The organism is Adonisia turfae CCMR0081 (assembly GCF_011009555.1).
GTDB classification, from domain to species: Bacteria; Cyanobacteriota; Cyanobacteriia; order Phormidesmidales; family Phormidesmidaceae; genus Leptothoe; species Leptothoe turfae.
Genome location: NZ_QXHD01000004.1, coordinates 2,049,847 through 2,068,237, shown reverse-complemented (window position 1 = coordinate 2,068,237; position 18,391 = coordinate 2,049,847). Strand labels below are relative to the sequence as shown.

Sequence of the window (18,391 nt, the reverse complement as noted above, 5' to 3'; positions counted from 1 at the left end):
GGGCGGGACGCCGCCCTACAACCCTCGTAAAAATAATTACGTTGTCCCGATATGCGTGAAAAGGGAGTGGTCGGTAGAGTGGATTTTAATTTTTCTGTGGCATGCCACAGAAAAATTAAAAAAGCATGGGGTATCTATGCTCTACCTCAAATAGTTTTTTCCTTGTCGAATTTTTCTAGTTGAAAGGTTCTGAAGGGAAAGGGGATGACTTTTCTTTTAAGGTGTGGAGCGAATGCGGAGCAGCGTAACTACCTGACCGGCCACTGGTGCAATCACCATAAGATACTACTCACCAGCCCAACTCCTGTGCAAGGGGCCTGGGGAAGTTGAGTTCCCCAGATTAAGGGGGTTCAGGGGGGCAAGCCCTGAGCAGTTGATTTCGCCATTACCCGACAAATAGAGCCGCTAAACTTAATCTCCCAACCGATCCCCCCTGCTGGCAAACTAAACCTCATGTGTATTTCGTTGACTATTGCAAAATGGTTTTAGAGGCAATGCGTGTTTTCTTTTTGGCCTGCTCTGACAGGTCTTGACCTGTCTGGAGCTGAGTGACGTTTTCTTGCAGGACCGTAGCGGCGTTTTGGTCGCCCATTTGCAGGGCAGTTTGGGTTGCAGACTGAAGCATCGTGATGGCTCCGCTGCGATCGCCTGCCTGTAGCTTAGTTTCTGCAATCTGGGTTTGGCGATATTTGGCTAGGGCCAAGATGTATTGCTGCACCTGAGGATCGCTCTGGGGCTGATAAACGGTTTGAGCGGTGACATTGATAGTTGCTTTATCAGTGGATAGAGAGCTGCCTAAGGTGGGATCATCATACTGGATGGCAGCATAGGCAATGGGATGGATGCCTGCGGGTAGTTGGGAGATATAGATGTTAGCCAGAATAACGCGGGGGGTATTGTCCATCAAATCTCCGAGACGGACGATGGCTTGCTCGCCTTCTCGACGGACGTCTAATTCAATCGTTTCTGGCAATACCTGGGCAATGGGTTTGAGTTCTGCTAACCGTACTTGGGGTTGTAATGTCAGCACCAGGTACGCATTCGTAAGGCTGACGGCCTGAACACGGTTAAAGAGACGGCTGAACTCTTGAATGGCGGTATCAGGATTTTGAATGTAGGTCAGGCTACCGTTTCCTGCATCGGCCAGTTGTTCCAGCACATCCTGGTTCCAATGGTCACCGAAGCCGAGGGTGCTGACGGTAAAGCTATAGCTAACGGCAAGCTGGGCTAGTTTGAGACAGCGATCATTGCTGCCATGCTCGTTTTCACCGTCGGTGAGCAGAAAAATTTGGGAAACGGTGCCGCTTTTACCTTTGGAGACTTCTTTGATGCCGAGTTTCAGACCTTCGTCGATGGCAGTACCACCACCGGCGCGAATGCCTTCGATGGCTTGTTTAATGGCATCCGGGTTCGTTGCGGGCTGGTTGGCGACAATTAGCTGCGCTTCGTGATCAAACGACACCACCGAAATGCGGTCTTGGGGAGATAGGTTATCGACAATTTTTTTGGCAGCAGCGCGGACGGTTTTGATGGGAGTGCCGCCCATGGAGCCACTTTGATCGAGGATGAGACATAGGTTTAGGGGGGGACGGTCACCACTGGATGCAGCCTGGACGGAAATGGCTAAGTGTCGCTGGCTATTGGTTTGAGCGGTGTCTAGGTTGCGATCGCTAATGGACCACTGCACGTTAGCTTTCATACGTTCGTTTCCCTACCAATGGTGCTATCGATATGGTTCTGGAGATTCACCCTAAATACATCACCCTAATGTGCTTAAAGCATTGACGTAATTTGCCGAAAAATTACTACCAAAGACAACGCTCTACTCAATCTCAAACGCTAATGTTCCCGTCGGGATAAACATAGTGTGATGGCAAGATGCGGGGAACGTGCAGATAGGGCTACATAACTTGACGCAAAATTCCTTAAAAAGACCCATTCCATGGGCGGATATCCCCCAAATTCCTAGCCTGCTAGCTTGTTCAGAGCGAGTTACACTATGTAGACGTCAATGGGACGTGACATCGCACCCATTGAATTAAAACGTTGAACGGTGAACAGCTGACACCGCAGAGGGCTAACTGGGTCTATGAGTTCTAATATTAAAGCCGTACAGGCTCCTTACTATGGCGGGGATGCCGCGTTTCGTACTCCCCCTCCCGATCTACAATCGCTTCTTCTGAAAGAGCGGATTGTCTACTTGGGTACGCCCCTAGTGTCGTCAGACGATTACAAGCGTCAAATGGGTATGGACGTCACCAGACTGATCATTGCCCAGCTGCTCTATTTAGAATTTGACGATCCCGATAAACCTATCTATTTCTATATCAATTCCACTGGAACATCCTGGTATACCGGTGATGCCCTTGGCTTTGAAACCGAAGCCTTCGCCATCTGTGACACCATGCGCTATATTCGCCCACCGGTCCATACCATTTGTATCGGTCAAGCCATGGGTACAGCATCCATGATTTTGGCGGCGGGTACCAAAGGATTTCGAGCGAGTTTGCCAAATGCAACCATTGTTCTAAACCAGCCCCGTACGGGTGCCCGTGGCCAGGCTACCGATATTCAAATTCGTGCAAAGGAAGTCCTGGCTAACCGTGAGGCAACCCTCGATATTCTGTCCCATTCCACTGGACAAACGCCCGAAAAATTGCAGAAAGATACGGATCGTATGTTCTACCTGACTCCTGCGGAAGCTAAGGAGTATGGCCTCATTGATCGGGTCTTAGAAAGTACGAAAGATTTGCCAACACAAATTCCAGCGGGTATTGGGTAGCCATGTCTGTAGAACGTCCTATTCGAGTACCCTACAACCTGCCTGGCAGTCAACGTTGGACTTGGGTGAACATTTACACCCGCATGAGTCAAGAACGCATCTTGTTTTTAAATCAGCCTTTGACTGACGGTGTGGCGAATTCGCTGATATCGGCTTTTCTATACCTGGATTCTGAAGAGCCTGGTAAGCCCATCTATCTATATATAAACTCCCTGGGTGATCCCGTCATGGCTGGAATGGCCGACGGCTCAGCGGGCATGATGTCCATTACCTCGGGGCTGGCTATCTATGACACCATGCGTCATATTAAGTCTGATGTGATTACTATCTGCATGGGCCAAGCCATTGGCATGTCTGCTGTATTGCTATCTTGCGGAGCCAAAGGCAAGCGCTCCAGTCTGCCAAATTCGTCTATCGCGCTGGTGCATCCCTATAGTGGTACCCGCGGTCAAGCCACGGATATTGAACTCAATGCTGACGAGGTCCTGAGTAAATCAGCATTGATCACTCAGCTGCTAAGTGAGAACACTGGTCAGCCTGAAGACAAGATCCATAAGGACATGGAGCGGATTTTTTACCTCACCCCCCAAGAAGCCATTGAGTATGGCTTGATCGACCGGGTGATTGAGAAACCTGCTTAATTTTTGAAATAACCCCTTACCCCCTATAACCCCATGCCTATCGGTATTCCCAGCGTTCCATATCGCCTTCCTGGTAGCACCTATGAACAATGGATCAGCATATACGAGCGTCTGTTTCGTGAGCGCATCATTTTCTTAACTGAAGAAGTTACAGACGGTATCGCTAATGCCATCGTGGCTTATATGCTGTATCTGGATTCTGATGATCCCAGCAAGCCGATTTACCTCTATATCAATTCTCCAGGTGGCTCGGTTACAGCTGGCATGGCAATTTACGACACCATGCGCTATATCAAGTCAGAGGTCGTTACGATCTGTGTGGGGCTGGCTGCTTCCATGGGCTCATTTTTGTTATGTGCTGGGTCTCCCGGTAAGCGTCTAGCGCTGCCGCATTCTCGTATCATGATTCACCAGCCATTGGGCGGTGTTGGTCAGCGTCAAGCAACAGACATTGAAATTGAGGCTAATCACATTGTTCAGATTAAGCGTCGCTTAAATAGCTTGATGGCTGAGCATACTAACCAAACGATTGAGCAAATTGAAAGGGATACAGACCGGGATAATTTCATGTCGGCGGAAGAGGCAAAAGCCTATGGTCTGATTGATCGGGTAATTGAAGAGCGCGTGTAATAGATGCGCCTCTTAATTTTCATTTTGCACACCACACTCATGGGCCACGCCTAAAAATTGAGGTTCTCACCTAAATTTCCAAGCGTGGCGTAATATTCGTCATGTTCTGCGTTTTAATGGCAGAATCTGAAGCAGTTATTGGGTGAAATGGGGCTAGCTGATCATTACCGCACATTAGGGTTACGAACGGGGGCATCATTTGATGATGTCAAGGCCGCCTATCGTAAGTTGGCGCGTAAGTATCATCCAGATGTTAATCCTGATGATCAAAGGGCTCAAGATCGTTTCATCAAGGTGACTAAAGCCTACGACGCATTGCTGGAGATATTGCAGCCTGATGAGGAACCTCAAGAAGAGGACGCTGCGGTGGCAAAGACTCCGGTAGAAGAGGAACCCAGTCCGGTTCAAACGAATCCAGGATTATCGGATCATGAGCAAAAGCTGAAGCAAGATTCCTATCGGCAATTGCAGATGTTGTTCAAACAGCAGAAGTATCCGCGTGCGATCGCACTTGTCGAAGGTCTTGCCCAGCGCATCACCCAAGACCCAGAAGTTCGTCAGTGGCAGGCCATCACCTACCAACGTTGGGGCCGTCAGCTGATCACCCAAGGCCAGTTAGGAAAAGCCCGCATTTATTTAGATAAGGCTCTCAAAACGGACCCTTTAAATAAATCTCTCTGGGTTGAAATTAACCGCGACTTCCAATCCATTGAACAACGCTTGAGATAGCAGTTGTAATTTTTAATTAGGCCTGCAATCAGCTCTACAGCGTGCTAAAAATTCTAAAAGTACTAAAGCAGCAGTTTTAACGTGGGTACTTCGACTTCTTCCTTTGTTCCGTCAGATTTTGATGTGCCAGCGGTGCTGGAAACCGATGAGTATCGTCTGCGAATACTGACAGTTAATGATGTGGTCAAAGACTTTGATGCAGTTATCACCAGTGCTGCTCATCTTAAGGGTATTTTTCCCCCGCCCAGTACTTGGCCAGATGGTTTGACCTTAGAGCAGGATTTAATTGACCTGGGCTGGCATCAAAAGGAATTTCAGCGGCGCACTTCTTTTGCTTATACCATGATGAGTCTGGATGAGAGTCGTTGCCTGGGCTGTGTGTATTTTTACCCATCAGACCGTCAGGACTACGATGCCTATGCACTACTGTGGGCACGGCAGAGTGAACTGGCTAGTGGACTAGAAGATCGTTTGCTGGCTGCTGTGCGTCAATGGTTAGATGATGCATGGCCGTTTGCATCGGTCGGTTTTCCAGGGCGTGATTTGAGCTGGGAGACCTGGTTGGCGTTGCCGGAACGATAGAACCCGCAAAATCAAGATATTTATATGTATGTAGGGGCATTCCATGGAACGCCCCTACATATTGATTGAAAAATTTATTCCTCTTCTTGTTTCATCGTGAGGCTGAGTTGATAAATCTCTCGTTTGGAAAGACCTGTTGCCTGGGCAAGCTGGCGGCTGGCTTTAGAAGGAGAAAGTCCCTGGGAGATCAGGGTTTCTAGCTGTTGGATGAGATCGGCTTCAGAGATAGTTTTAGGGGTGTGTATGTGGCCTGCGATCGCAATCGTAAACTCTCCCCTCGGTTCAGTTACCGTAAAGTGTTCGATCGCATCCTCCACCGTACCGCGCCAAAATTCCTCATAACGCTTGGTTAATTCCCTGGCTAGGGTGACCCGACGTTCGCCCCCCAAATGGGTTTGCAAATCGGTCAGGGTTTTGAGCAACCGATGGGGGCTTTCGTAAAGCACCATGGTGCGGGGTTCTGTGGCTAATTGCGTCAGTCGTTCAGCTCTTGCTTTACCCTTAACTGGTAGAAATCCTTCGAAGGTAAAACGATCTGAGGGTAGTGCTGAGGCTGCGATCGCACTCACCACCGCTACAGGCCCTGGAATTGGACTGATAACGATTCCGGCTTCAGTGCAGGCACACACCAGTTCATAGCCTGGATCCGAAATCCCTGGCATACCCGCATCGCTTACCAGGGCAATGGTTTGGCCTGCTTGCAGTTTTTCGATGAGCTGAGGTATTCGCGCCTGAGCATTATGCTCGTGGTAACTCAGCTGGGGTGTCTCGATCTGATAATGATGTAGCAGCTTACCCGTGTGTCGGGTATCTTCCGCTGCGATTAGATCCGCTTCCTGCAGAATACGAACAGCCCGAAAAGTAATATCCTCAAGATTGCCAATGGGGGTGGCAACCAGGTAAAGCGTACCAGTAGTAGACAACGTCAGTATTGGTTACAAATCTTCCTTAACCATACAATTGAAATACAGATTCATTTCCGCTTAAACGTATATCCTGACTGCAACTTCCTCGAATTTGCCATGCAAAGCACTGGTTCTGAAAGCTCAATATCAGAAAGTTCAGTATTGGACATTCTCAAAAAACGTTTGCAGGTGGACTATGACCAAATAGTCAAATTCTGCGAGCAGTTTGGCATCGTTGAACTAGGGGTGTTTGGGTCAGTCTTACGGGATGATTTCCGACCAGATGGTGAAAATCCCAGCGATGTAGATCTTTTAATAGAATTTGCTCCAGAACAAAAGCTAACCTGGCCTATGTGGTTAGATTTACAGGAAACATCTGAAAAACTTTTCAAACGCAAAGTTGATTTAGTACAAAAACACCTGCTGGAGAATCCTTATCGACGGGCAGAAATTCTAAAGACAAATCGTATTATCTATGAGCGATCTTAATCGAGATGCTGCTGCTATTTGGGATATGGTCCGAGCGATTCGAGAAATCCAGGAATTTACAGCTGATTTTTCTGAAGACAGTTTCTTGGAAACACTCTGGATAAAAAGGGTGGGTAGAACGTAATTTTGAAATTTTAGGAGAAGCTTGTCGACGAATATCGGTAGAGTTTCAGCAGGCACATCCTGAAATCGATTGGCGCAATACGGTTGCATTAAGGAATATCATTGCCCATCGCTATGAGCGGGTAAATTACAAATTGCTTTGGATGATTATTCAGAACACCTTACCTACACTTTTGATGAGTTTGGATAGCTTGCTGCAAGATATGCCAGCGATTGACTGATTACTCCCATATGCGTGGACTATTTGTTGGGCTCATGACCCTCGACTGCATCTATCAAGCGCAGCGACCACCCCAGGCGAATGAAAAGCTGGTGGCTGCGTCCGCAGTGATGGCAGCAGGTGGCCCGGCAACGAATGCGGCGGTGGCGTTTTCAGCCTTAGGAGGCAATGCCACTGTGATGGCAGCAGTGGGGCAACACCCAGTCACAACGCTGCTGCGGGGTGATATGGCTCAGGTGGGGGTGAACATTCAGGATTTGACGCCTGAGCGACAAGAACCGCCACCGATGTCTTCCATTGTTGTCTCTAAAGCCTCAGGGGAGCGTGCTGTTATCTCCCGGAATGCGGTGGGATTGCAGGTCGACCCTCAATCAGTGGATCTGACGGGTATAGATGTTGTGCTGTTGGATGGTCATCAAATGGCATTGGGCCAACAAATTGCCAAAGCTGCTCAGCCGTTAGGTATTCCTGTTGTTGTGGATGCAGGTAGTTGGAAGCCGGGGTTTGACCAGGTGCTTGCCCTGGCCACAGTGGTGATTGCGTCGGCAAACTTTAAACCGCCGGATGACCAAGATGCGTTGACTTACCTACAAGGATTAGGGATACCCCATATTGCCATTACCCATGGTAAGCGCCCCATTGTCTTCAGCGATCAGGGGCGGGTGGGCGAGCTACCAGTGCCGACGACAACCGTGGTGGATACCTTGGGGGCAGGAGATATTTTCCATGGGGCATTTTGCTATGCTTGGGCAGGCGATTTCCCAAGGGCTTTGGCAGAGGCGACTCGAGTGGCTAGCTTTAGCTGTCGAACCTTTGGTACCCGCACATGGATTCGTGATTATGGTGAGTCAATCCAGACAAATTCATAGATTCTCTACTGAGGGCATCAGTATGGTTCGGTAAACTGTACAGGGAGTCGTCTAACTTTTTGTTAAATCTTTAGAGTTATTATTATGGCCTACGAAAAGGAAAAAGAAATTGCGATCGCAGCAGTACAAGCTGCGGCCACTATATGTGAAAAAGTACGGGCTGAAATGGTACCTGAAGCGATTGAAAAATCTGATAAAAGCCCGGTAACTGTCGCCGACTTTGGTGCCCAGGCGATTGTATGCAAAATGCTTAAAGACGCCTTCCCCAACGATCCCATTGTCGGTGAAGAAGACGCTGACGATCTCAGAACGCCAGAGATGACCGCTCGGCTTACCCAGGTGACTGGCTATGTCAAGGCTGTTCTTCCTGATGCTACCGATGAGCAGATTCCTGGCTGGATTGACCAAGGTAATGGTGATGTGAGCCCCCGCTATTGGACCCTAGATCCCATTGATGGTACCAAGGGCTTTTTGCGGGGTGACCAGTATGCCGTTGCCCTGGCCATGGTGGAAGATGGTGATTTGAAGGTGGGTGTCTTAGGGTGTCCTGCCCTGAAGTTAAATGGACGTTCTGGCATCTTGTTCGTGGCTGTTCGCGGTGAAGGGACCATGATGATGGACATGGATGGCAACAATCCTGAGAAGATTTCTGTAACGTCTTCTTCTGACACTGATAACTTCCGTTTTGTGGAAAGTGTGGCCCACAGTGACCAAGAGCTTCATTCACGCATTGCCCAGGCGGCTGGTATTACCACTGAGGCCATTCGTATGGATAGCCAGGCTAAATATGGTACTGTCGCCTCTGGTAATGCCGTCCTTTATTTGAGACTACCCTCTCCTAAGTACCCTGGATATCGTGAAAAGATTTGGGATCATGCGGCTGGTGTGTTGGTAATTGAAGAGGCCGGTGGCAAAGTAACTGATATGCATGGCAAGACCTTAGACTTCTCCAAGGAGCCTCGCTTTGTGGATACTCAAGGTGTGGTTGTCAGTAACGGTGAAATTCATGACAAGGTCCTAGCAGTATTAACTAACTAGATCAGCCATCTCATTAAAATTCTGGAGGGCGTGCCATGGGTGCGCCCTTTTTATATTGAAATCTCATCGAGCCAGGTCTTATGTCTAACAAGGTGTTAGTTTCTGATAGGTCCTGAGGAGATCTCATGGGAACCGTGAGCTTAAACAGAAGAAAGTCATAGCCCATGGGTTAGGCCTTAGACAGATTGTGCGATCGCAAGCCCTTCTAAAACGGACAAGCTCACTGGCTGCACCTGTGAACTAAATCCCATCAACTGCCCAGAGACTTTAGCAAACTTGATTGGATCGCCACTGACATAAAAGTCTATGTCTGGTTTCGACTGGGTGTTGCGTAAGCCCAGCATGTCTAACTCTTTAGCCATAGCAGACACCAATGACTGGGCTGGATTAATCACCTTAATGGATGGTGGCAAAATTTGCTCCATCAATGGAGCTAGGTGAGGGTAGTGGGTACAGCCATATACCAATGTGTCGATATTGGCAGCCATCAGAGGCTTCAAATAATCTGTAGCCACTGCCCGTGTGTAGGGATCATCAATCCGATTTTTTTCAATTAAAGGCACAAAATCAGGACAGCCAACTTGCCAAACTTCAGCTACTGGCGATGCTTCTAAAATCGCCTGCTTGTAAGCATTGCTGTTGGCCGTCGCGACTGTAGAAATGACACCAATGCGTCGACCTGCCTTAGCCGCTGCCCGTGCCCCTGGCAAAATAATCCCGAGAATGGGCATGTCAAATTCTGCCCGAACCGTTTCTAGGGCCAATGCTGAACTGGTATTACAGGCCATCACTACCATCTTGACGCCCTGCCCCTGCATCCAAGTAATGATTTCCCGCACAAACCTTAATAGCTCAGTCTGAGAGCGATCGCCATAGGGCACCCGAGCAGTATCGCCAAAGTAAAGTAGAGACTCAGTGGGGAGATGGGCCATAATCTCCCGTAATACCGTTAATCCTCCAACACCGCTGTCAAAAACGCCAATTTTACCGGTTTGGATGGGCATCTGAAGGATTTTTGCCATGGGGAAGACGCTTACTAAATTGGATATTTTACGTTGCTTAGAGTTTAGTTGGATTTTTGACAGATTTTAGTTTCATACAAAACTTTTAAGCAAAAAGCCGTAACTTCGAATGTTATCGAAACTGTCTGAATTGCTATGAAACCCACTCAGCATCTGACCATGTTGCATGGTCCTAGCCCATGCAACATGCTTTAATTGGCTCGCATGATAACTAAATCCAACTACTTTTTACAGGTCAGAGTTAATTTTGTCTAAAAAATTGGTCAACGCCCTACACTTAGCCAGCAGCCATAGCCTACGTCAGTGACTCCATTGATTCGCTAGAACCAAAGGTAATCTCTAAAATTCCTCAGCGATATCAGCAATAATGCGCAATTATACGACTAGCCACAGCTTTGTTATTCACACTCGGCTGCGGCTAGTTGCACATAGACAACAGATTTTGGTCTAAGGAAAACTCAGTCTGTAGCTGCCTCAGCCATTTCTTGGGGAGCTTTTATGTCAGTGGGACAATTGGGATCATCATCATCGTCGGTATTAAAGACGACACGCAGGAGTGGCGGGGCGATAAACGTAGTCAGGATAACCATCACAATAATGGCCGCATCCAACGATTCTGAGAGGACGCCACTAGCAGCACCTACGCCGGCAAACACCAGACCCACTTCGCCTCGAGGAATCATGCCAACACCAATGGCCATGCGGTTGATTCCATCTTGACCAAAGACCGTAAATCCAGTGATGATTTTGCCGAGGATGGCAACGACAACCAAAAAGGAGGCAATAACCAAGCCTTCACGGTTCGCTGGGTTGAGAGGGTTCAGGACGCTGATGTCTGTATGGGCACCCACGGTAACAAAAAAGACGGGCACCAGCATGTCTGCAATTGGGCTGATTTGTTCCTCCAATTCTTTCCGTTTACTGGTTTCAGCCAAAATCAAGCCGGCAGCAAATGCTCCCAGGATTGCTTCTAGCTGAATGGCTGCGGCAATGTAGGACAGCACAAATGCAAAAACCAGGGAGCTAATCAGCACCTGGCCACGGGTTTGCATATTGTCGACCAGTGCAACGAACAGTGGACTGAGTAGCCGCCCAACCAAAATTGAGCCTACTAGAAATACAGCTGCACCAATAATTAGAAAAATCACATTGGTGATTTCGATTTCACCGGTTTTGGCAAGGCTGGCGACAACGGCTAAGACAATGATGCCTAATACATCGTCTAAAACAGCAGCACCAATAATAATTTGTCCTTCCCGTGAACTGAGCGTTTGCAGCTCTGCCAATACCTTGGCTGTAATACCAATACTGGTTGCGGTGAGTGCAGCCCCAGCAAATACAGCTGGAATTGTTGACACATTAAATAGGGCAATCAACCCGGCAGTGCCCGCTACAAAGGGTACAACTACACCGACAACGGCAACAACTGCTGCTTGGGGACCGACTCGAATCAGTTCTTTGAGGTCGGATTCTAAGCCGATTTCAAAAAGCAGAATAATGACACCAATCTCAGCCAGAACAGAAATCACCTCACTCTGGCTTTTAAATATTGTTAGCAGCGCATCCGGATCCAAATGGGCGGTGAGTTGGACAAAATCCATGAGCACCGAGTGGACAGGCTCGGCTCCTTCAGGAAAAACAACTAGGTTGAGGGCTGAGATTCCGACAATTACCCCACCGACTAGCTCACCCAGAACAGATGGCAAATTAACCCGAGCGCAAAGCTCACCACCGATTTTCGCGGCTAAGTAAATAACAATTAAACTAAGTAACACGCTGGCTAAGACAAATGGCCCTAACTCAGCCTCATTAACTTCAGCTAATAAAAACGTACTGCTTTCTATGCCTGAAAGCACTCCGGTTATATCGATCATACGAACCGTAGAAATTTACTTATCCTGTTTACTCTACATGAGTTAGCTCGATGCTATTAGCTCATTACGATCAGGTTCATCCCTTTCTTTAAGGAAAAATTCATACTTCTGTCATAATGCGAGTTGCAAATATTTAATAGATGCTCTATGCAAATACCCGATGGTTTAGAGATGGCATCTGTTGTCGGACCTGTCCCAGTCGTGATGGGGTGATTTCGGCGATGGCCATGCCTACATCTTGTCCTGCATCTGCTAGCACAATACCCCAGGGATCAACAATCATGGCATGGCCATGGGACTGGCGAATGGTGTTATGGAACCCAGTCTGGGCAGGGGCAATTATATAACAAGTGTTTTCAATGGCTCGTGCCTGGAGCAATACTTGCCAATGATCTTTGCCGGTATAAGCCGTAAAGGCTGCAGGCACCGTAATCACTTCTGCCCCTAGTTGAGATAAGTGCCGATAGAGTTCTGGAAAACGCACATCATAACAAACGGACATGCCTAGAACTCCGAGATTAGGAGCTTTGCATACCGTTGGTAGTTGATGTCCCGAGGTGACTGTGGCAGATTCTTGATAGGTATTGCCATCGGGCAGGTTGACATCAAATAGATGTACCTTTTCGTAACGCAACAAGACCTTGCCGTTGGGGTCAACTAAAAGTGCCGTGTTATAAACACGGTCATCTTTTGTAGGGACAGGGTATCCACCACCCAACAATGTGACCTGATAGCGTTGGGCCATGGTTTTGAGAAACTGCTCACTGGCAGTGCAAATCTCAGTGGCTTGGGCTAACTTACCGGCTTCATCTCCGAGAAAGGAAAAGTTCTCAGGGAGGGTAATGTACTCGGCTCCACGACGTACGGCCAGGTCAATGAGGTCCTCGGCCTGAGTAAGATTCTTTCTCAGGTCAGGTACGCTGGTCATCTGCAACGCTGCAGCCAGATAGGATTTCATGTGGGCGCTTACTAGTGATATTTGACCTTGGCCCTTTATTCTACGGGGCAAATTGGTCAGTTGGAAAGCGCCGTTGGTGGCCTATTTTTATACATCGCGGTTCTACACCTCTAACAGAGCTAGTTGCCAGACTTGGTAGCCTAATCGGTTGAGATGTAAGCCATCCGTCGTCAATTCTTGGCGAAGATTGCCGGTATCGTTACTGAAGCTGGGATGGAGGTCTAAGTAATCTAACTGATGGTAGTCGGTGAGTTCAGCGATACGGGTATTGAGGGAGCGCACACGACTGCTGGGGATATTTTCCCAACGGGTAGGCAGGATGGAATGGACAACGACGCGGGCATAGGGGTGCTGCTGTCGTAGTCGCGCCATGATCTGGTTGAGATTGGTCAGAATTTCGTGGTCGCTGGCCCCGTTTTTGAGGTCGTTAACACCGGCCATGAGATGAATAGTGTCGGGGCTGGTGTTGGCGAATGCGGAAAGTCGCTTGAGGATACCACTTGTAGTATCGCCAGAAATTCCTTGGTTGAGCCAGAAGCGATCGCGAGGCAATAGCTCAGGAGGCAGCCACATGCTCAGGGAATCGCCGACGACAACGGTGAGTCGATTGCTGCCTTGGCCAGATGCGATCGCATCTGCCTCTTGCTTTAATAGGCCTTGCCATTCTTCATAGGTGGGCTGATACGTTGCTTTGGCCCACTGACCTTGGAAACTCTCTGGTGCTACCCGTGTATATAACGAACCAGATTTTAACGCAGCCCAACGTTGCTCAAACAGCTGTGGACCACTATTCGGTCGAGGCCCAGCAGTTACGGTTGCCTGACGACGAGCTACCTCCAATGCCCGAGGCGTGGTCGCGTAGGCCGTTGGTGCAGGGCGGTGACGCGCTGTTTGCTGGAGGTGTAAAAGTTTTTGTCTGCGAGCCGCAACCTCCCTAGAAAACTTAGGTGTCAGAGCCATATCGCTCATTACTGCTGGTTGAGGGAGCGACTGCTCAATCTGGCTAGCTGCATCAACAGCGGCTTGAGCCATCGGCGCGATGTCAGCGTCCGAATTCGGACCACTAAGGGGTTCCGCAGCAGTGAGCTGTGCCATCAACATCAGTAGGTCTGACATATGCCTGAATTTCCTCGCCTATGGAGAACAGAACTTATATACTTAAAACGCATGCTCCAGGGGCAATCAGGACGAAATATGGTCCAGACCTATATATCAAAAACTGTAAAGAATTTCGGAAATAGATAATCAGTTGATTCTGTAGTGTCTCTAATTAACCCTTGACAGTATCTGCCAAAATTAACGATGATTAGAGTCTGTGCAAAAAACTGCTCGGATCAGGTTTGAAGCAGGCAATGCTACCTGTACGGCAAGGGAGAAAGAATGACATACGCAATTATCGAAGCGAGTGGTACCCAACTGCGTGTTGAGCCTGGTCGCTTTTACGATATCAATCGTCTAGCAGTAGATGAAGATACCAGTATCACTATTGATAAGGTGCTACTAGTTAATGATGATGGTGAAACCAGTATCGGTCAGCCTCTTGTAGAGGGTGCTAGCGTGAGTGGTACTGTAGTCCGCCACTTACGAGGCAAAAAGGTCATCGTTTACAAGATGAAGCCTAAGAAGAAGACTCGTAAGAAACGTGGTCACCGTCAAGAACTCACTCGCCTGATGATTGATGCCATCAATATTGGTGGTAAAACGATCACTGCGGAAGACGCTCCTGCTGCTAGCGAAGAAGAATAGAGCGCTGAATCAAGGCATTAGTAGTCAGTTTATACTTAGGTAGACACGGAGATTTAAGTAATGGCTCATAAGAAAGGTACGGGTAGTACGCGAAATGGTCGCGACTCAAATGCGAAACGCCTAGGCGTTAAAAAATATGGTGGTGAAGCAGTAGTTGCAGGCAACATCATCATTCGTCAGCGTGGTACTAAAGTTCACCCTGGTGAGAATGTAGGACGTGGTAGTGATGACACCCTATTTGCTTTAATTGATGGCGTAGTTACCTTTGAGCGCAAGGGTAAGAGTCGTAAAAAAGTAAGCGTTTATCCAGCTACAGCTTAGGCACTTTTATCAGCAGTCATATTGTTGATTTAAAAACGCCTCGACTTTAGTAGTCGAGGCGTTTTTTATGGCAACTATGCTCTTAGTACCTATGGGAGTGATGGCACTCATTAATCAAGGCTGCGTGATATATACGTGCTCAAGAATGCTACGAAATGTAGTGTATTGTTGTTGCTGACATTGGGCTAGTTTTTGCATGCCTATTATGGTAGGTGATTTTAGAACTTAATCTGTACCGTGAGATTGGGAGAGTATTCTGTCAGTTTTTTGATTGGTAATCGATAGGGTGAAGAGTTCTCAGAATTGATAATTCATGAGATGCAAAAATCTGTTTAATTTGATTTCTTATTTCTATTTTTAATCTCTTTTCTAAAACATTACCCTCGTGGGTGATGGTCTTCTAAAAAGTATCAAGCATGATGTAAATGCGCTGTAAAGCTAATCAAAAAAAGCGTAAAAAGCACTTTTTTGTATCGGTTTTCGGCTTAAACGAATAACATTAGGACATTCTTATGACTGCTCAACCAACCAAACAATTTTTCGGTTCTGAGACCTATTCCAAGAATATTCTTGGTCCTTCTTTTTTCTCAATGAGCGATTTGACTATCGCTGGAACAAGTGATGATACAAAAGCTGGTTTGACACCTGCTCCTGCTAACTCTCCTTATATTGTTGCTGATAGCGAAGAGCTTTCTGTTAGCTTAAAAGTTACGTTTAACAAGAGCCCGCTGACTTCACTGCTAATGTGTCTAGGCACTGACGTCCATGTCCGCTTTGCCTTCGAAGGTATTGGTGGTGCAGCGGCTGAAGAGGATGTAGAAGTTGTCATCACAACGGTGAAAGATACCTATGAGTATGAACTGAAGTGGACAGGTACGCCTGAAGATGCTCAGCTAACTGCCGGTCTTTACGGTGTAGCAGCAGTAGCTCAGGTTGGCCCTGTTAAGCATAATTGCAGCCAGCCAATCATTGGTTACGGGTACCTGGCTGGTAAGCTTCTACAAGTTTATCCTGCTTAAGGTCTCACATAGCTTGTTTTAAACAGGTAGACCTTTCTAATCTAATGCATGGCGTTAGGCTGGTGAATTTTTGTTCACCAGCTTTTCTTGTGTTTAAAGCTACAGTCTTGACTGGTTCAGTGCATTGCCCTAGACAGCCAAAAATTAATGGGGCGCATTGTACGTACTATTACTTAGTGCTGTCGATATATGAGTTGGGCACACTAAGAAGGAATTTGAAAAAAGAAAAAAAGAGACGTATACTGCACAACAATTAAATGTTGTTTTTAGGTTTCCTCAAGATTTAAGCCATGGCATCCCAATGTCTTTTCTATCCGTTACGTAGTGTGATTCGTTGTATGGCTAAGGCCCATCTGACAGTGGCTCCCGAGGCTTATGAATCAGGCTTAGTTTGGGATGAAGCTCTGTTTACAGAGTTGGCTAGCACGTTTTTGCAACCCTCGGTACAGCCGTTATTGGCGTCTCCTTTTGCATCCCGTGACGAGGCGGCTATTGTTGAAGGTCAATTGGCTCAATCCCTCGTTAATTCCTACAGACGTATCCTACAGCAGCGGCAAGATGTCCGAGTGCAGCAGCTTAATGCGTTACTGTAGTCGGCTGTTGATTAAGCAGTTGCTAGATGCTTGCGAGCGGAGTTATAGTTACGGCGCAGAAATTTGAAGGCCTCTCGCTCAATCTGGCGAGCTCGCTCACGACTGACGTTGAGTTGTGAGCCAATTTGAGCAAATGTCATTTTTTGACCACCCTTGAGGCCAAAATGTAATGAAAGGACTTCTTGTTGCTGCTTAGTTAAAGTGCTCATCATGTCAGCGACGTCTGAGTGCATCAGTTCTTGAGCTGCATAGTCCTCTGGTGATTGGCTATCGTCTTCTAGAAGATCACCGAGTTCTACATCTTGGTTATCCCCTAAACGTAGATCGAGAGAGAGGGGTTGCCGATTATAACTGATGCAATCGCGAACTTTTTCAAGCGGCAAATCTAAAGCATTAGCAATTTCTTGAAATGTGGCAGAACGGCCCAGCTGTTGCGCCAACTGTCGCTGAGTCTTTTTGATTTTGTTGATCTTTTCGTGGATATGAATAGGCAAACGCATTGTGCGACTTTTCTCTGCGATCGCACGCGTCATTGCCTGCCGAATCCACCAATAAGCATAGGTAGAAAACCGATATCCTTTGGACGGATCAAATTTTTCTACGCCTCGTTGCAAACCAATGGTGCCTTCTTGAATGAGATCGAGTATCTCGACGTTACGTTTGAGATACTTTTTCGCCACAGAAACTACCAATCTCAGGTTAGCTTCCACCATTTGACGTTTAGCTCGCTGACCTTGCTCCACAGCCATTTTGAGTTCATCAATTGTCAGATTAGCTGCCTTGGACCAGTCTTCTAAAGTCGGCTCATGGCCAAGAGATTCTGCAAGGCCATCCTTTATAGTTTCAATCGTCATCAATGTCCGCACCGCATTGCCAAAGGTAACCTCCTGTTCTGGCGTTAGTAAGGGTACACGACCAATCTCTTTTAAGTAGATGCGAACTAAATCCTTATCGTTTTGAACAGTGCTCATTTTTCGAACGTGCTTAAAAGTAAAATTGACTTTGATCTTGAGGTGTGCAATCACCTGTCAGGCTATGGAAAACTTGAATGGCCCCAACGGATCAGTGATTGGGAATGGCTAATTGAGTCTTAATCAATCCTTTTGTATTAATTAATGTAAATAAAAATCAGAATTGCTTACAGGGGTGGAAAGCCGTATTTAAATTTTGCGGTTTGCCGAACTATCTGATTTGTCAAGGAAAAATGCTTGACTGTACGGATTTCCCCCTCCCTAGGCTGGGGTCGATTGCATTAGTGTTTTTAATGTAGTCCTTTGCATAAGTTAATCGGCGAGGCAGCCATGGTATTCCCAGAACGTTAAGCAACCGTTTATCTACGCTTCAGTTCTTTCTCCGATCAGCTCTGTAAGTTGGAATTAGCAACATCATCACGCTTCACTCTCCATATCCCCCGTAGGTAGTCATCCGTTCCTAGGCTATCCACGTTATCTCGCAGACAAACTATCGAGAATTTTGTATTATGTTTGAGCTTTTCAACGACAAGGCAATCTCGGCCATTATGATTGCCCAGCAGCAGGCAAGCCGGTTACGCCAACACTATGTTGGAACCGAACTTATACTGGTTGGGGTCATTGCCCAAGGCGATAGTCTGGTTTCTCCCATTGTTCAGGAAGCTGGTATAACTTTACAGGTTTTACAGGAAGCAGTTGAGGCTACGCTAAAAAGTGATAGTAAGCAACCATCTGCCGAAATTCCCTTCACCCCTAGCGCTAAACAGCTTTTAGAGCAATCTCTCAAGGAAGCTCAGCAGTTAGATCAAAGCTACGTAAGTCCAGAGCACTTATTACTTGCAGTCACCAGCAGTGACAAAAGTTCTGCTGCCAAAATAC

General features: G+C 47.3%; 22 protein-coding genes. 15 read left to right on the top strand and 7 right to left on the bottom strand.

The genetic code is table 11. The features are described 5' to 3' along the window. Positions 1-469: 469 nt before the first annotated feature. On the bottom strand, positions 470-1,699 hold the full coding sequence (locus tag DXZ20_RS13210) for a vWA domain-containing protein (protein WP_163662318.1): 1,230 nt from the start codon (positions 1,697-1,699) through the stop codon (positions 470-472). A gap of 390 nt (positions 1,700-2,089) precedes the next feature. On the opposite strand from DXZ20_RS13210, the gene DXZ20_RS13205 reads away from it, so the two are divergent. The 5 genes from DXZ20_RS13205 to DXZ20_RS13185 all read left to right on the top strand — a co-directional run bounded on the left by DXZ20_RS13205 (position 2,090) and on the right by DXZ20_RS13185 (position 5,364). Further along, positions 2,090-2,782: an ATP-dependent Clp protease proteolytic subunit gene (locus DXZ20_RS13205; protein WP_006516146.1), complete on the top strand. Its 693-nt coding sequence runs from the start codon at positions 2,090-2,092 to the stop codon at positions 2,780-2,782. Between the two features lie 2 nt (positions 2,783-2,784). Beyond that, entirely contained in the window at positions 2,785-3,423 is a 639-nt protein-coding gene (locus tag DXZ20_RS13200; RefSeq protein ID WP_163698632.1) for an ATP-dependent Clp protease proteolytic subunit, read from the top strand. Positions 3,424-3,456: 33 nt separating this feature from the next. Further along, positions 3,457-4,053, top strand: coding sequence for an ATP-dependent Clp protease proteolytic subunit (locus DXZ20_RS13195; protein WP_163662312.1), 597 nt, complete (start codon positions 3,457-3,459; stop codon positions 4,051-4,053). Between the two features lie 147 nt (positions 4,054-4,200). Continuing rightward, complete coding sequence (locus tag DXZ20_RS13190) at positions 4,201-4,782, top strand: J domain-containing protein (protein ID WP_163698629.1); 582 nt, start codon at positions 4,201-4,203, stop codon at positions 4,780-4,782. 81 nt (positions 4,783-4,863) lie between these two features. Beyond that, positions 4,864-5,364: a GNAT family N-acetyltransferase gene (locus DXZ20_RS13185; protein ID WP_163698627.1), complete on the top strand. Its 501-nt coding sequence runs from the start codon at positions 4,864-4,866 to the stop codon at positions 5,362-5,364. Positions 5,365-5,438: 74 nt separating this feature from the next. On the opposite strand, the gene rsmI is transcribed toward DXZ20_RS13185, so the two are convergent. Then, complete coding sequence (gene rsmI / locus DXZ20_RS13180) at positions 5,439-6,287, bottom strand: 16S rRNA (cytidine(1402)-2'-O)-methyltransferase (protein ID WP_163698625.1); 849 nt, start codon at positions 6,285-6,287, stop codon at positions 5,439-5,441. 99 nt (positions 6,288-6,386) lie between these two features. Here rsmI and DXZ20_RS13175 point away from each other — a divergent pair, with 99 nt between their 5' ends. The 5 genes from DXZ20_RS13175 (at position 6,387) to DXZ20_RS13160 (ending at position 9,008) form a co-directional block, all read left to right on the top strand. After that, positions 6,387-6,758 carry a nucleotidyltransferase family protein gene (locus DXZ20_RS13175; protein ID WP_163698623.1) on the top strand — a complete coding sequence of 124 codons (372 nt, stop codon included), beginning with the start codon at positions 6,387-6,389 and terminating at the stop codon, positions 6,756-6,758. Beyond that, on the top strand, positions 6,745-6,882 hold the full coding sequence (locus DXZ20_RS37435) for a hypothetical protein (protein WP_250565747.1): 138 nt from the start codon (positions 6,745-6,747) through the stop codon (positions 6,880-6,882). Before DXZ20_RS13175 ends, DXZ20_RS37435 begins: the two co-directional genes overlap by 14 nt. Positions 6,883-6,889: 7 nt before the next feature. Continuing rightward, entirely contained in the window at positions 6,890-7,102 is a 213-nt protein-coding gene (locus DXZ20_RS37430; RefSeq protein ID WP_348918761.1) for a HepT-like ribonuclease domain-containing protein, read from the top strand. Between the two features lie 10 nt (positions 7,103-7,112). After that, entirely contained in the window at positions 7,113-7,970 is an 858-nt protein-coding gene (locus DXZ20_RS13165; RefSeq protein WP_163698621.1) for a PfkB family carbohydrate kinase, read from the top strand. Between the two features lie 84 nt (positions 7,971-8,054). Next, a complete protein-coding gene (locus DXZ20_RS13160) occupies positions 8,055-9,008 on the top strand; it encodes a 3'(2'),5'-bisphosphate nucleotidase (RefSeq protein WP_163698619.1) in 954 nt (317 codons plus the stop codon). Between the two features lie 176 nt (positions 9,009-9,184). Here DXZ20_RS13160 and murI read toward each other — a convergent pair whose 3' ends face one another. The 4 genes from murI to DXZ20_RS13140 form a co-directional block, all read right to left on the bottom strand. Beyond that, positions 9,185-10,030, bottom strand: coding sequence for a glutamate racemase (gene murI / locus DXZ20_RS13155; RefSeq protein WP_163698617.1), 846 nt, complete (start codon positions 10,028-10,030; stop codon positions 9,185-9,187). 458 nt (positions 10,031-10,488) lie between these two features. Beyond that, positions 10,489-11,904, bottom strand: a complete 1,416-nt coding sequence (locus tag DXZ20_RS13150) for a cation:proton antiporter (protein WP_163662295.1) — start codon at positions 11,902-11,904, stop codon at positions 10,489-10,491. A 145-nt stretch (positions 11,905-12,049) separates the two neighbouring features. After that, a complete protein-coding gene (locus tag DXZ20_RS13145) occupies positions 12,050-12,862 on the bottom strand; it encodes a carbon-nitrogen hydrolase family protein (RefSeq protein ID WP_163698615.1) in 813 nt (270 codons plus the stop codon). A 102-nt stretch (positions 12,863-12,964) separates the two neighbouring features. After that, positions 12,965-13,978: a GDSL-type esterase/lipase family protein gene (locus tag DXZ20_RS13140; protein WP_163698613.1), complete on the bottom strand. Its 1,014-nt coding sequence runs from the start codon at positions 13,976-13,978 to the stop codon at positions 12,965-12,967. 264 nt (positions 13,979-14,242) lie between these two features. Here DXZ20_RS13140 and rplU point away from each other — a divergent pair, with 264 nt between their 5' ends. The 4 genes from rplU (at position 14,243) to DXZ20_RS13120 (ending at position 16,541) form a co-directional block, all read left to right on the top strand. Then, positions 14,243-14,608, top strand: coding sequence for a 50S ribosomal protein L21 (rplU, locus tag DXZ20_RS13135; protein WP_163698612.1), 366 nt, complete (start codon positions 14,243-14,245; stop codon positions 14,606-14,608). A 60-nt stretch (positions 14,609-14,668) separates the two neighbouring features. After that, positions 14,669-14,929, top strand: a complete 261-nt coding sequence (gene rpmA, locus DXZ20_RS13130; protein ID WP_163662288.1) for a 50S ribosomal protein L27 — start codon at positions 14,669-14,671, stop codon at positions 14,927-14,929. A gap of 512 nt (positions 14,930-15,441) precedes the next feature. Next, on the top strand, positions 15,442-15,948 hold the full coding sequence (locus tag DXZ20_RS13125; RefSeq protein WP_163698610.1) for a hypothetical protein: 507 nt from the start codon (positions 15,442-15,444) through the stop codon (positions 15,946-15,948). A gap of 290 nt (positions 15,949-16,238) precedes the next feature. Further along, positions 16,239-16,541, top strand: coding sequence for a hypothetical protein (locus DXZ20_RS13120; protein WP_163698608.1), 303 nt, complete (start codon positions 16,239-16,241; stop codon positions 16,539-16,541). 11 nt (positions 16,542-16,552) lie between these two features. On the opposite strand, the gene DXZ20_RS13115 is transcribed toward DXZ20_RS13120, so the two are convergent. Further along, positions 16,553-17,512, bottom strand: a complete 960-nt coding sequence (locus tag DXZ20_RS13115) for an RpoD/SigA family RNA polymerase sigma factor (protein WP_163662282.1) — start codon at positions 17,510-17,512, stop codon at positions 16,553-16,555. 509 nt (positions 17,513-18,021) lie between these two features. Between DXZ20_RS13115 and DXZ20_RS13110 the strand changes: the two genes are divergently transcribed. Next, positions 18,022-18,391: Clp protease N-terminal domain-containing protein (locus DXZ20_RS13110; RefSeq protein WP_284681673.1), on the top strand; the 370-nt coding region annotated here is incomplete at its 3' end.

Bases quoted from the DNA above. Each gene is read 5' to 3' on its own strand.
- DXZ20_RS13195 (WP_163662312.1), top strand. From the start codon at position 3,457: ATGCCTATCGGTATTCCCAGCGTTCCATATCGCCTTCCTGGTAGCACC.
- DXZ20_RS13120 (WP_163698608.1), top strand. From the start codon at position 16,239: ATGGCATCCCAATGTCTTTTCTATCCGTTACGTAGTGTGATTCGTTGT.
- DXZ20_RS13150 (WP_163662295.1), bottom strand. From the start codon at position 11,904: ATGATCGATATAACCGGAGTGCTTTCAGGCATAGAAAGCAGTACGTTT.
- DXZ20_RS13175 (WP_163698623.1), top strand. From the start codon at position 6,387: ATGCAAAGCACTGGTTCTGAAAGCTCAATATCAGAAAGTTCAGTATTG.
- DXZ20_RS13125 (WP_163698610.1), top strand. From the start codon at position 15,442: ATGACTGCTCAACCAACCAAACAATTTTTCGGTTCTGAGACCTATTCC.
- rplU (WP_163698612.1), top strand. From the start codon at position 14,243: ATGACATACGCAATTATCGAAGCGAGTGGTACCCAACTGCGTGTTGAG.
- DXZ20_RS37435 (WP_250565747.1), top strand. From the start codon at position 6,745: ATGAGCGATCTTAATCGAGATGCTGCTGCTATTTGGGATATGGTCCGA.
- DXZ20_RS13145 (WP_163698615.1), bottom strand. From the start codon at position 12,862: ATGAAATCCTATCTGGCTGCAGCGTTGCAGATGACCAGCGTACCTGAC.
- DXZ20_RS13190 (WP_163698629.1), top strand. From the start codon at position 4,201: ATGGGGCTAGCTGATCATTACCGCACATTAGGGTTACGAACGGGGGCA.
- murI (WP_163698617.1), bottom strand. From the start codon at position 10,030: ATGGCAAAAATCCTTCAGATGCCCATCCAAACCGGTAAAATTGGCGTT.
- DXZ20_RS13115 (WP_163662282.1), bottom strand. From the start codon at position 17,512: ATGAGCACTGTTCAAAACGATAAGGATTTAGTTCGCATCTACTTAAAA.
- rpmA (WP_163662288.1), top strand. From the start codon at position 14,669: ATGGCTCATAAGAAAGGTACGGGTAGTACGCGAAATGGTCGCGACTCA.
- DXZ20_RS13140 (WP_163698613.1), bottom strand. From the start codon at position 13,978: ATGTCAGACCTACTGATGTTGATGGCACAGCTCACTGCTGCGGAACCC.
- DXZ20_RS13205 (WP_006516146.1), top strand. From the start codon at position 2,090: ATGAGTTCTAATATTAAAGCCGTACAGGCTCCTTACTATGGCGGGGAT.
- DXZ20_RS13165 (WP_163698621.1), top strand. From the start codon at position 7,113: ATGCGTGGACTATTTGTTGGGCTCATGACCCTCGACTGCATCTATCAA.
- DXZ20_RS13160 (WP_163698619.1), top strand. From the start codon at position 8,055: ATGGCCTACGAAAAGGAAAAAGAAATTGCGATCGCAGCAGTACAAGCT.
- DXZ20_RS13210 (WP_163662318.1), bottom strand. From the start codon at position 1,699: ATGAAAGCTAACGTGCAGTGGTCCATTAGCGATCGCAACCTAGACACC.
- DXZ20_RS13200 (WP_163698632.1), top strand. From the start codon at position 2,785: ATGTCTGTAGAACGTCCTATTCGAGTACCCTACAACCTGCCTGGCAGT.